We start from the raw sequence: 12,120 nt of genomic DNA, 5'->3' as shown, positions 1-12,120 counted from the left end.
AGTTTCCCGATAAATCGTTACATGTACGTGCCGAACCCCTCCCCCCGGCGTGTTCAACTGCGCGTCGCCGCCCTGGTCGCGGCCGCGTGGCTGCTGGTCACGGCCCTCGTCGCGGCCCGCGCGGCGGCCGTCGTGCCGCCCCTGCTGCTGCTCGCGACGGCGTCGCTGCTGCGCGGCGGCCGCAGCCTCCTCGATCGGCTGATGCTCGCGGCCGCCCTGCTGCTCGGCGCCACCTGCGCGGCCGGGCTGGGGTTCTCGGTCTGGCCGTGGGGGCTGCACCCGGTCGCGGTGGGCGGGACGGCCGCGACCGCGCTGATCCTGCTCGCCGCCGCGTCCGGGCGGCGCCCGAGCCTGCCCCGGCCGCGCTGGTCCGACGCGGTCGCGCTCGCCGCGGCCGGCGTCGTGGGCCTGGTCGCGGCGTGGCCGGTGTGGCACGCGGGGGCCGACCGGCGCCTGGCGATCATGCTCGACGGCGAGGACCTGGGCCGGCACGCGGCGGTCTTCGACGCGATCCGGCGCACCGGCGGCTACCTGTTCGCCGACCACGCGCGGGCCGGGCGCTACGTCTACGGCGGCATGATCGACTATCCGCAGGGCTCGCACCTGCTGGCCGGGCTGCTCGACGGGTTCGTCCGGTCCTCGGGCTCCGATTTCGGCAGCGGTACCGCCATGCTGACCCACTATCTGTGGTTCACGATCGCCGGGTACACCTTCCTGGCCCTGGCTCTGCTCTGGGCGGCCCAGTGGGTCGCCGCGGGCGCGCTGACCCCGGCCCGGTGCCTGCCGCTCGCCGCGCTCATCGCCGCCGTCTGCGCGGCCGGGGAGATGCTGGAACTGCTGAGCTTCGGCTACCCGAGCCAGGTGCTGGGCCTGGCCGAGGCCGTCCTGCTGCTGGCGCTGCTGGTTCGGCCGCTCCCGCGCGTGCGCGACCAGCTGCTGCTCGTCGCCGCGCTGCTCACCGCGGTCGGCTTCACCTACTACCTCTACCTGCCGCCGGTCGGGCTGGCCGCGCTGATCTGGCTGGGCACGCACTGGCGCCGGGCCGCCCGCCGCCCGGTCGCGCTCGCCCTGGCCGCGCTGTGCGGGGTGGCCGCGGCCGCGCCGATGGCGTACGGGCTGCTCTTCGCCGACCAGGCCGGCGCGCTGTTCACGATCGGGTACCTGGTGCTGAGCCGCGACGCCCTGACCGCCCTCGCCGCGCTGGTCGCGACCGGGCTGCTGACCCGGCGCGGGCGGCACAGCCGGATCTGGCGGCGTTACGCGCTCGCGTTCGTCCCCGTCGCCGCGTTCGCCGGGGTGCTGCTGGCCGGGCAGCGGATGTTCGGGGTCGGCAGCGGGTACTACGCGAACAAGGCGCTCTACCTCGTCTTCGCCCTGCTGCTCGTGGGCGCGGGCGCGGTCGCGCTGCACCTGCCGCCGCCGGCCGTGTCCCGGCGCCACCGCTCGCTGCCGGCGGCGGTGCCGGCCCTCGTCGCGATCGTGGCGCTCACCGGGGCCGGGCGGGGCGACACGCCGTACCAGCCCCAGCCGGGCGGCTCCTGGGGGCGCGCCTGGCTGGCCGGCCCGGTCGCGGCCCGCACGGACCAGGCCCGGCTGCTCCTGCGCGCGTCCGCGCGGCTGCCCGGCGACGCCCCCGTGCTCGTCGTCGGGGATGACACGGGCTACGAGTCGTACCGGATGACGCTCTTCCTCTCCACGATCCAGCGCACGTCCGGCGCGACCGCGGGCGCGATCTACAACCACCTGCCGGTGACCGCCCCGGACCGCCTCGACGCCTCGGTCGCGTCGATGCCGGGCCCGGTGCGCCTCCTGGCCCTGTCCGACGCGGCCGAGGAGCGCGCCCGCGCGGTGTGCGCCCGCCACCCGGCGGCCCGCGTGGTGGTCGTGCGGGTATAGCTTCGGCGCATGTCAGTGAAGGCTTCCCTGTTCGGTCTCGCGTTCGGCGACGCGCTCGGCAAACCCACGGAGTTCCGGTCCTACGAGGACATCGTGGCCACCTTCGGCCCGCGCGGCCCCCGCGACCTGCCGCCGGGCGCCCTGGTCACCGACGACACCCAGATGGCCCTGGCCGTCGGCGACGCCCTCGAGCTCGCGCTCGCCGAGGGCCCGCTGAGCGCCGACCGGCTCGAGCCGCACCTGAACCGGCTGTTCGTCGCGTGGGCGCGCAGCCCCGAGAACAACCGGGCGCCCGGCAACACGTGCATGCAGGCGTGCGCCGACCTCGCCCGCGGCAAGCCGTGGTGGGAGGCGACGGTGGCCGGCTCCAAGGGCTGCGGCGCGAACATGCGCGTCACGCCGGTGGGCCTGGTGCCGGGCCTGTCCGAGGACGAGCGCGCGGGCGCGTCCCAGCTGCAGGCCGCGCTCACCCACGGCCACCCGACCGGCCTGGCCGCGTCCGAGCTGACCGCCCTCGCGGTGCGCTGGCTGCTCGACGGCCTCGCCGTGGCCGAGCTCCCGGCGGCCCTGCGCGCCCGCTGTGACTCGCAGCGGCAGGTGTACCGCGGCGACTGGCTCGGCGACCAGCTCTGGCGGCGCTCGACGGCCGGCTCGCCGGAGGCCTTCATCGCGACCGGCTGGGACGAGTGCAAGGCGGCGCTGACCGGCCTGGAGGACGCCGTGCGCTTCGTCGGCCCGGACGCCGACCCGTGCACGGCCGGCGGGGCGGGCTGGATCGCCGAGGAGGCCCTGGCCACGGCCGTGTACTGCCTGCTGCTCTTCCCCGGCTCCCCGGTCGACGTGGTCGCGCGCGGCGCCGCCTCCTCGGGCGACTCGGACTCGATCGCCTGCCTGGCGGGCGCCTTCGCCGGCGCGGTCCACGGCGAGGCGGGCTTCCCCGCGGACTGGTACGAGCGGATCGAGTACCGCACCGACCTCGACCGCCTCGCGACCGCCTGGTCCTGAACACGGCAGTGCCCGGGTCCGCGCGGACCCGGGCACCGTCAGGCGTACGTCAGCTGCAGCCGCTCGTGGAGCCGCAGCCCTCGCAGACGTAGCAGCTGCCCGCGGGGCGCATCTTCGTCCCGCAGGTGAAGCACAGCGGCGCGTCGGCCGCCTTGCCCTGGACCAGCTCCAGCAGCTCGGTCGAGGAGCCGATCCGCCGCGGCGGCTCGACCTCGGCCGGCTTGGCCTTCTCGGCGGCCGCCGGCTTCTCCACCGGGGCCGAGTTGCGCATCTCGGTGAGGTCCACGTCCGAGTCGCCGCCGTTGCCCGCGGCCTCGGCGCGCAGCTGGGCCGCGCGCTCGGACGAGGTCAGGATGCCCAGCTCCGAGCGGGTGTCGAAGTCGAGGAAGTCCAGCGCCAGGCGGCGGAAGATGTAGTCCATCACCGACGAGGCGAGGCGGATGTCCGGGTCGTCGGTCATGCCCGCCGGCTCGAAGCGCATGTTCACGAACTTCGAGACGTAGGTCTCCAGCGGCACGCCGTACTGCAGGCCGATCGAGATGGCGACCGAGAACGCGTCCATGACGCCGGCCAGGGTCGAGCCCTGCTTCGACATCTTGAGGAAGACCTCGCCGAGACCGTCGTCGGGGTAGGACGAGGCGGTCAGGTAGCCCTCGGCGCCGGCGACGGAGAACGACACGGTCGAGCTCGGCCGCTTCTTCGGCAGCCGCTTGCGGACCGGACGGTACTCGATCACCTTCTCAGTCTTCACGACCTCCTGGACGACCGGCGCCGGTTCTTCCTTCTTCGACGAGGAGACGGCGGAGAGCGGCTGGCCGACCTTGCAGTTGTCGCGGTAGATCGCCAGCGCCTTGAGGCCGAGCTTCCAGCCCTGGTAGTAGATCTCCTCGACGTCCTCGACGCTCGCCGCCTCCGGCATGTTGACCGTCTTGGAGATGGCGCCGGAGATGAACGGCTGGATGGCCGCCATCATCCGCACGTGGCCCATGGGCGCGATGGTCCGCTCGCCCATGGCGCAGTCGAAGATGCTGTAGTGCTCGAGCTTGAGCCCGGGAGCGTCGACGACGTGGCCGTGCGCCGAGATGTGCTCGACGATCGCCTCGACCTGCTCCTCCTGGTACCCGAGGGTGCGCAGGGCGCGCGGCACGGTCTGGTTGACGATCTGCATCGAGCCGCCGCCGACGAGCTTCTTGAACTTGACCAGGGCCAGGTCGGGCTCGACGCCGGTGGTGTCGCAGTCCATCATCAGGCCGATGGTGCCGGTCGGGGCGAGGACGCTGGCCTGCGAGTTGCGCCAGCCGTTCTTGGCGCCGATCTCGTTGCCGAGCGCCCACTGGGCCGTGGCCGCGTCCTTGATGGCGGCGTCGACGGCGCCGACGGTACCGATGACGGCGTTGGCCTCGGCGTGCTTGTGCATGACGCGGGCGTGCGCGGTCGCGTTGCGGGCGTAGCCGTCGTAGGCGCCGACGACCCCGGCCAGCTCGGCCGAGCGCCGGTACGCGGTGCCCGTCATGAGGCTGCTGATCGACGCCGCGACGGCCCGGCCGCCCTCGGAGTCGTACGCGAGGCCGCTGGCCATGAGCAGCGCGCCCAGGTTCGCGTAGCCGATACCGAGCTGGCGGTACGCGCGGCTGGTCTCGCCGATCTTGTCGGTCGGGAAGTCGGCGAAGGAGATGGAGATGTCCATCGCGGTGATGACCAGCTCGACCGACTTCACGAACTGCTCGACGGCGAACGTGCCGTCGGCGTTGAGGTACTTGAGCAGGTTCAGCGAGGCCAGGTTGCAGCTGGAGTTGTCCAGGTGCATGTACTCGCTGCAGGGGTTCGACGCGGTGATCCGCCCGGTCTCGGGGCACGTGTGCCAGGCGTTGATCGTGTCGTCGTACTGGATGCCGGGGTCGGCGCACTCCCACGCGGCCTGGGCGAGCTTGTGGAACAGCTCCTTGCCCTTGACGGTGGAGATGACGCTGTTGTCGAGGCGCGAGCGCAGCCCGAACTCGGTGTCGTCCTCGACGGACTGCATGAACTCGGCCGAGACGCGCACCGAGTTGTTGGCGTTCTGGTACTGCACGCTCACGATGTCGCGGCCGCCGAGGTCCATGTCGAAGCCGGCGTCGCGCAGGGCCCGGATCTTGTCCTCTTCGCGGGCCTTGGTCTCGATGAACTCCTCCACGTCGGGGTGGTCGACGTCGAGGATGACCATCTTGGCCGCGCGGCGGGTGGCGCCGCCGCTCTTGATCGTCCCCGCCGAGGCGTCCGCGCCGCGCATGAACGACACCGGGCCGCTGGCCGTGCCGCCGCTGGTCAGCAGCTCCTTGGAGGAGCGGATCCGGGACAGGTTCACGCCGGAGCCGGAGCCGCCCTTGAAGATCAGCCCCTCCTCCTTGTACCAGTCGAGGATCGAGTCCATCGAGTCGTCGACCGAGAGGATGAAGCAGGCGCTGACCTGCTGCGGCGACGTGGTGCCGACGTTGAACCAGACCGGCGAGTTGAAGCTGAACACCTGGTGCAGCAGCATCCAGGTCAGCTCGTGGCCGAAGATCTCGGCATCGCGCTCGGTCGCGAAGTAGGCGTGCTCCCGGCCGGCCTTCGTGTAGGTCGTCACGACGCGGTCGATCAGCTGGCGCAGCGACTGCTCGCGCTGCGGGGTGCCGACGGCGCCGCGGAAGTACTTGGTGGTGACGATGTTGGCGGCGTTGACGCTCCACGACGCCGGGAACTCGACGCCCCGCTGCTCGAAGTTGATCGAGCCGTCCCGCCAGTTCGTCATGACGATGTCGCGACGCTCCCACGTCACCTCGTCATAGGGGTGCACCCCCTCGGTCGTCCAGACGCGCTCGACCCGCAGCCCCTCCCGCTGGTCCTTGCGCGCTGTTGCCTTCGTCTTCGTCTCCCCCGCCATGCGCGGCCCCCTCAGTCAGCGTCATCATCGGTACCGCATGTGCGTACCGGTTGGTGTTTTGTGCTTTTTGTCCGCTTTACCGGGCCTACTCGGCCCATGTGCCGTGCTATGCGTTGCTGTCAGCCGACGCGCGCGGCCGGCACCGAGGAGCCGTCCCCCGTTGACTCGTGCTCCCGGACCGGCGCCTCCGCCCCCGCCCGCAGCGCCGCGATCTCCCGCTCGAAGTCGCCGAGCGAGTCGAACGACCGGTACACGCTCGCGAAGCGCAGATAGGCCACCTCGTCGAGGTCCCGCAGCGGCGCGAGGATGGCCAGCCCGACCTCGTGGCTGGGCAGCTCCGCCGCGCCCCGGGCCCGGACCGTCTCCTCGACCTTCTGCGCGAGCACCGCGATGGCGTCCTCGTCGACGGGCCGGCCCTGGCACGCCTTGCGCACCCCGGCGATGATCTTCGTCCGGCTGAACGGCTCGGTGACCCCGCTGCGCTTGACCACGGCGAGCACCGCCTCCTCGACGGTGGTGAACCGCCGGCCGCACTCCGGGCAGGACCGGCGGCGCCGGATGATCTGACCGTCCTCGGCCTCCCGGGAGTCGACCACCCGCGAGTCGGCGTGCCGGCAGTACGGGCACCGCATGTCGATGGACCTCTCTCAACACTACGCCGGACAGTCCGGACAAACGGGCACGCCAAACCGGACGAGCGCCCTCGTGAGGCCTACCCGCCGGCTCATTACGGTCAGTGAACAGTGGCTGCCGAATCCACAACCTGTGGACGACTTACACCCCTGTAACTACTACATCTAGGGGTAGACGCTATGCCGATGCCTACGTCGACGCAAGTCAAACGAGGATCCCGACCCTTTTGTGTCGCGAGTCTCAGGAGCCGGACCGTGCGCGCCTTGACGTTTCGGTTTTATACCTCGTCGGGCGAAATATCCGGCAAAGGGTGATTGCGAACGATTTTCCGGAACGATCAGCGGCGGCGGGGCAGGACGAGCCGCTGCCCGGCGTCGATGTCGTAGCCGCCGAGATTGTTGAGGCGGCGGATCTCCTCCACCGTCGCGTCGCGGCCCTCGCGGCCCTTGGTGCGCGTCGCGATGTCCCACAGCGTGTCACCCGGCTGCACGATGACCGTCGGCGGCGGCCCCGACGGCGGATCGGCCGCCTGCCCGGGCTCGGAGACGAGCGCCACGAGACCACCGGCGACCGCCAGCAGGAAGCAGAACACCACGACCCGGCCCCGTCCGGTGAGGCGAATCGGCGCGCTTGTGTGCCCGTTTTTGGCCCGCCGTCCCATGTCGGCCCCCTTTTGCGTACACGCGTTCGATCGAACAGCCGTACGATGGTTTATCAGAGGGAGAAGACCCGTGTCGAGCCAACTCGCCGAAAAATCGGCGCGCCACGTAGTACAGATGTTTGAAACTGCCCGACCCCGGCGTTACGGTGATCCACACACGATCGGCTTTCGATCGGGATTACCGGATCTACGCGACATCCGGGCCTCCGCACCCGCGGGAGCCGCCACACCCCCGGTTTCCGCGCGCGCGGGAGCCACCGATGCGACAACCGGGACCGCAACCCGCGCGGCCCCCGGGTGACGGGCCACCCCACGGCTCGTCAGCAGGCGCGGCGAACGCCCCGCGACTGCCAACACGAGGGAGGACGACGTGTCAGCCGACGACCGCACCGACGCACCCGCGAGCGAGCCGGACGAGCTCATCGACGGCCCCGGCGCCGAGGTCACCGCCATCGCCGGCCGCGCGGGCGCCAAGCGCGCCACCCGCCGCCGCGGCGGTGAGCCGGAGATGCGCGCGGTCACCGCCGTGGTCAGCGCCTTCCCCGACCTCTTCGCGGCCGACCTGACCGTCCGCCAGCGCCGCATCCTCGAGTTCATCCGCGCCGCCGTGGAGCGCAACGGCTACCCGCCGAGCGTGCGCGAGATCGGCGAGGCCGTCGGCCTGGTGTCGCCCTCCAGCGTGGCCTACCAGCTCAAGGAGCTGGAGCGGAAGGGCTACCTGCGCCGCGACCCCAACCGTCCCCGGGCCGTGGACGTCCGGCCGCCGAGCGAGCTCGTGACGGTCGACGAGGAGGCCGCCCGCGCCGCGCGCCCCGCGCCCGCCTACGTGCCCGTCCTCGGCCGCATCGCCGCCGGTGGGCCGATCCTGGCCGAGCAGGCGGTGGAGGACGTCTTCCCGCTGCCCCGCGAGCTCGTCGGCGAGGGCACGCTCTTCATGCTCCAGGTCAAGGGCGACTCGATGCTGGACGCGGCCATCTGCGACGGCGACTGGGTGGTCGTGCGCCAGCAGCCCAACGCCAACAACGGCGACATCGTGGCCGCCATGCTCGACGGCGAGGCGACGGTGAAGACCTACCGCAACCGCGACGGCCACGTCTGGCTCATGCCGCAGAACGCCGCTTTCGACCCGATCCAGGGCGACCAGGCGACGATCCTGGGCCGCGTCGTGACGGTGGTCCGCCGCATCTGACCTGCGGCCCGCCCCGGCCAGTGCCCACGCCGACCGCCGCTCGTGCCACCACACCGAGCGGCGGTTCCCGTCTGCCCGGGCAGGCTTACGTTGACGTCCGTCGATCAATGCCGATAGCGCGCACCACGGGTAGCGTGCGCGGCCTGACGGGGAGGACGGGCTACGCGGTCGCCAGGGCCGCCGTCGGGGCCGCCGACGCCGGGACGGCCAGCGCGGTGAGCAGCAGCAGCGCGGGCGACAACACGGAGACCAGTCGGCATGCACCGGCTGGACCCGCGTCGGCCTCGCGGGCTCGTCGTGGCCGGGCCGAGGTTCCCGCCACCGCCGCCGGTTCGACCAACTGCCACCTGCAGCACGGCTACTCCAGCAACGCGGTGCTCACGTTCCAGTGCCGGCGATGCGCTGGGCGGCCTGCAGCGCGCTCTTGGTCTGCGGCCCGAAGTTGCCGTCGGCCGAGATGTCGTTGCTCGGGTCCCGGTAGCAGGCGTTGACGTTCTGCTGCGGCCGCCGACGGCGTCTACGGGCCCAACACCCGCCGCGCGTTCGTCTGGGACGACGGCTTCGGCACGTGCGGCCACCTGTCGCCGAACTCGTGACCTGAACACGATCCGGAAGGCTTCCGCCTCAGCACCGGCGGGAGCCTTCCGGCCCGGGTCCGTCAGCGGTGCGGGGCGTAGCCGCGGTCGTAGCCACCCTGGTCCCCGGGACCGTAGCCGCCGCGGCCGTCGCGCGGCGGGGGGCCCTGCGCGAAGCCGCGCTGGTCGCCGCCGCCGTATGCGCCGCCACCGCCACCCTGGCCGCCTCCACCGCCGCCGCCGTAGACGTTGCCGCCGCCGTCCCGGCCGCCGCCACCGCCGCCACCGCCACCGCCGCCATAGACGCCGCCGCCCTGGCGATTGCCCGGCCGCTCGGAACCGCCACCGCCGCCGTAGACACCGCCGCCACCCTGGCCGCCGCCGCCACCGCCGCCGTAGACGTTGCCGCCGCCATCCCGGCCGCCGCCACCGCCACCGCCGCCATAGACGCCGCCGCCGGGGCCACCACGGCCGCCGCCCGGACCGCCCTGGCCACCGCCACCGTAGACACCGGGGCCGCCAGGGCCACCGGGCCCGCCGCCCGGACCGCCACCGCCGCCGTAGACCCCGGGAGCACCGCCACCGACCGCGGCCGGCACCGCGAAGTCGTCGTCGGGTCCGTCCCCACGGCCGTTGCCCGGTCCCGCGGCGCGCCGGGCCGCGCGGGAGCGGCGGATGCCCACCACGCCCACGATGACGAGGCCGAGGCCGACGATGCCGATCGCGGCGACCGCGTAGGTGATGTCCTGGAGGGTGATCGACTGCAGCAACGACTGCTCCTTGGCCTTCGGCGAGGGCACGTTCCCGCCGCTGCCGGCCGCGACCGAGATGTCCGTCGGCGTGTACTTCAGCAGCGCCGACTTCTTCGACGAGTCCTGGTCGGAGGCGGTCACGTAGTTCTTGCCGTCCGGCGTGTAGGTGATCGCCTCGCCCTGCGGCTCGTTGGGCAGCGGCGTGATGCGCGGCTTGCCCGTGGTCAGGGCCTTGATGACGTCGCCGCCGGGAACGTCGAACTCGTAGGCGTCCGACAGCGTGCGCACGACGACCTTGGAGCCGTCGGGCGAGGCCGCCGCGCCCGTGATGAGCTTCCAGCCGAGCAGCCCGAGCGGGTTGGCGGTCTTGGTGTCGACCAGCGCCTTGAAGTCGCCGGCCTTGCGCAGCTTCACGCCCTCCTTGGTGTTGGGCACGAGCGCGCTCTCGGCGACGTAGATCTCGTTGGGCGCCGCCTTGGTGATGATGATCGGCAGGTTGTCGCCGGTGAGCAGCAGGGCCTCGGCGTCGTGCTTCTTGCCGTCCGGGTAGGTCAGGCGGTTGATCACGGGGGTCGTGGAGCCGGCCGTCAGGGTCCAGATCGCCACCGTCGGCCGCGCCGTCTTCGAGCCGCCCGAGGACTCGTCGTTGTCGCCGATGTCGGCGACATAGAGCGTGCCGTTCTTGTCCAGGGCGGCGTCCTCGGGGTCGAGCGCCCGGCCCGGGTCGTATTTGATCGTCTTGGTGACCTTGCAGCTGCCGTCGAGCACAAAGATCTTGGACCGGGCCGGCTCGGGCTGGCTGTCCTGGATGGCGTAGTAGCCGCCGTCGGGGATGGCGACGAGGCCGGAGACCTCGTTCACGTCCTTCGGGTTCGGGGTGCAGACGGTGGTGCCCGCTCCGGCCGCCGCGGTTGGCGACGGCGCATAGGCCGCGGCCGGTGCGGAGACGCCGGCGGAGAGACAGATCACCGCAGCCGAACTGAGCACCACCCGTCGTCGCATCCCGCAAGTCTGGCAGAGCCGGACCGGCTTTGGGGTTGCCCGGTCCGGCTGTCACTCCAGGTGACTGGCGTCAGCGACGCAGCGTAATCACGAGGACATGGCGTAGGGGGCGAGCTCCGCGGCCAGGCCCTCGGTGACCCGTGCCCGGATGCGGGTGCCCTCGGCCAGGTGGGCGGTCTCGAGGACCTCGCCGATCGAGTGGACGCGGGCGACCAGGTCGCCGCGCTCGTACGGCACCACGGCCGTCAGCTCGATGGCCGGCCACGGCAGCCCCGCCTCGATCGCCGCGCGCACGTCGTCGATGCCGGCGCCGGTGCGGGCGGAGGCGAAGACGGCCGCGGGCCACAGACCCTTGAGCCGCAGCTGGGTCTCCTCGTCGGCCATGTCGACCTTGTTGATGACCAGCAGCTCCGGCACCGCGTCCGCGCCGACCTCGGCGAGCACCTCGCGCACGGCCCGGACCTGCGACTCGGGGTCGGGGTGGGAGCCGTCGACCACGTGCAGGACCAGGTCGGCCTCGGCGACCTCCTCCAGCGTGGAGCGGAAGGCCTCGACCAGCTGGTGCGGCAGGTGCCGGACGAACCCGACGGTGTCCGAGAGCGTGTAGATCCGCCCGTCGGCGGCCCGCGCCCGGCGCGTGGTGGTGTCCAAGGTGGCGAACAGCGCGTCCTCGACCAGCACGCCCGCCCCGGTGAGGCGGTTGAGCAGGCTGGACTTGCCGGCGTTGGTGTAGCCGGCGATCGCCACCGCGGGCACCCGGTTGCGCCGCCGCGTCGCCCGCTTGGTGTCGCGGATGGTCGCCATCGCCGCGATCTCCCGCTTGAGCCGCGAGATGCGCGTGCGGATGCGCCGCCGGTCGATCTCCAGCTTGGTCTCACCCGGGCCGCGCAGGCCCACGCCGCCGTTGCCGCTGGCCGAGCCACCCGCCTGCCGGCTGAGCGCCTCACCCCAGCCTCGCAGGCGCGGCAGGAAGTACTGCAGCTGCGCCAGCTCGACCTGGGCCTTGCCCTCCTTGCTCTTGGCGTGCTGGGCGAAGATGTCGAGGATCAGCGCCGTGCGGTCGATGACCTTGACGTTGACCCGCGACTCCAGCTGCCGCAGCTGCGACGGGGACAGCTCGCCGTCGCAGATGACGGTGTCGGCCCCGCTGCTCTGCACCACCGAGCGCACCTCGTCGACCTTGCCCCGGCCGATGAAGGTGGCCGAGTCGGGCCGGCTGCGGCGCTGGATGAGCCCGTCGAGGACCTGGGAGCCGGCGGTCTCGGCGAGCGCGGCCAGCTCGGTGAGGGAGTTCTCGGCGTCGGTGACGGTGCCCTCGGTCCAGACCCCGACCAGCACGACGCGCTCGAGGCGCAGCTGGCGGTATTCGACCTCGGTGACGTCCGAGAGCTCGGTGGACAGCCCGGCGACGCGCCGCAGGGCGTGCCGCTCCTCGAGTTCGAGATCGCCGTCGTCAACGAAGTCCTCGAACTCCTCGGCGTCCGCGTCGTAGGCGTCTGCGGAAA

The 12,120-nt window shown here is 72.4% G+C and carries 8 protein-coding genes; 3 read left to right on the top strand and 5 right to left on the bottom strand.

Annotated elements, in window-relative coordinates; translation table 11 throughout:
- The first annotated feature begins 21 nt into the window (after positions 1-21).
- Positions 22-1,896, top strand: a complete 1,875-nt coding sequence (locus tag ABT369_RS43930; protein WP_350622059.1) for a hypothetical protein — start codon at positions 22-24, stop codon at positions 1,894-1,896.
- 9 nt (positions 1,897-1,905) lie between these two features.
- Positions 1,906-2,901 carry an ADP-ribosylglycohydrolase family protein gene (locus ABT369_RS43925; protein WP_350622057.1) on the top strand — a complete coding sequence of 332 codons (996 nt, stop codon included), beginning with the start codon at positions 1,906-1,908 and terminating at the stop codon, positions 2,899-2,901.
- A 49-nt stretch (positions 2,902-2,950) separates the two neighbouring features.
- Here ABT369_RS43925 and ABT369_RS43920 read toward each other — a convergent pair whose 3' ends face one another.
- From ABT369_RS43920 to ABT369_RS43910, 3 genes are all read right to left on the bottom strand, one after another.
- Positions 2,951-5,803, bottom strand: a complete 2,853-nt coding sequence (locus ABT369_RS43920) for a vitamin B12-dependent ribonucleotide reductase (RefSeq protein ID WP_350622055.1) — start codon at positions 5,801-5,803, stop codon at positions 2,951-2,953.
- A 119-nt stretch (positions 5,804-5,922) separates the two neighbouring features.
- Positions 5,923-6,435, bottom strand: a complete 513-nt coding sequence (gene nrdR, locus ABT369_RS43915) for a transcriptional regulator NrdR (protein ID WP_350622053.1) — start codon at positions 6,433-6,435, stop codon at positions 5,923-5,925.
- A gap of 338 nt (positions 6,436-6,773) precedes the next feature.
- The gene (locus tag ABT369_RS43910; protein WP_350622051.1) at positions 6,774-7,097 is read right to left on the bottom strand and encodes a LysM peptidoglycan-binding domain-containing protein; all 324 of its coding nucleotides are present in this window, start codon (positions 7,095-7,097) and stop codon (positions 6,774-6,776) included.
- A gap of 508 nt (positions 7,098-7,605) precedes the next feature.
- On the opposite strand from ABT369_RS43910, the gene lexA reads away from it, so the two are divergent.
- Positions 7,606-8,286 carry a transcriptional repressor LexA gene (gene lexA / locus ABT369_RS43905; RefSeq protein WP_350622156.1) on the top strand — a complete coding sequence of 227 codons (681 nt, stop codon included), beginning with the start codon at positions 7,606-7,608 and terminating at the stop codon, positions 8,284-8,286.
- 658 nt (positions 8,287-8,944) lie between these two features.
- Here the strand turns inward: lexA and ABT369_RS43900 are convergent.
- Positions 8,945-10,615 carry a hypothetical protein gene (locus tag ABT369_RS43900; RefSeq protein WP_350622049.1) on the bottom strand — a complete coding sequence of 557 codons (1,671 nt, stop codon included), beginning with the start codon at positions 10,613-10,615 and terminating at the stop codon, positions 8,945-8,947.
- 87 nt (positions 10,616-10,702) lie between these two features.
- Positions 10,703-12,034 carry a GTPase HflX gene (gene hflX, locus ABT369_RS43895; RefSeq protein ID WP_350622154.1) on the bottom strand — a complete coding sequence of 444 codons (1,332 nt, stop codon included), beginning with the start codon at positions 12,032-12,034 and terminating at the stop codon, positions 10,703-10,705.
- Between the last annotated feature and the right edge of the window lie 86 nt (positions 12,035-12,120).

The sequence above is a fragment of the Dactylosporangium sp. NPDC000244 genome, assembly GCF_040300725.1.
In the GTDB taxonomy this organism is placed as follows: Bacteria; Actinomycetota; Actinomycetes; order Mycobacteriales; family Micromonosporaceae; genus Dactylosporangium.
Note: the sequence above shows the minus strand (reverse complement) of the source record. Positions and strands in the feature narration are given on the sequence as shown.

Coding starts and splice junctions, on each gene's coding strand:
- ABT369_RS43930 (WP_350622059.1), top strand. CDS start 22: ATGTACGTGCCGAACCCCTCCCCCCGGCGTGTTCAACTGCGCGTCGCC.
- ABT369_RS43925 (WP_350622057.1), top strand. CDS start 1,906: ATGTCAGTGAAGGCTTCCCTGTTCGGTCTCGCGTTCGGCGACGCGCTC.
- ABT369_RS43920 (WP_350622055.1), bottom strand. CDS start 5,803: ATGGCGGGGGAGACGAAGACGAAGGCAACAGCGCGCAAGGACCAGCGG.
- nrdR (WP_350622053.1), bottom strand. CDS start 6,435: ATGCGGTGCCCGTACTGCCGGCACGCCGACTCGCGGGTGGTCGACTCC.
- ABT369_RS43910 (WP_350622051.1), bottom strand. CDS start 7,097: ATGGGACGGCGGGCCAAAAACGGGCACACAAGCGCGCCGATTCGCCTC.
- lexA (WP_350622156.1), top strand. CDS start 7,606: ATGCGCGCGGTCACCGCCGTGGTCAGCGCCTTCCCCGACCTCTTCGCG.
- ABT369_RS43900 (WP_350622049.1), bottom strand. CDS start 10,615: ATGCGACGACGGGTGGTGCTCAGTTCGGCTGCGGTGATCTGTCTCTCC.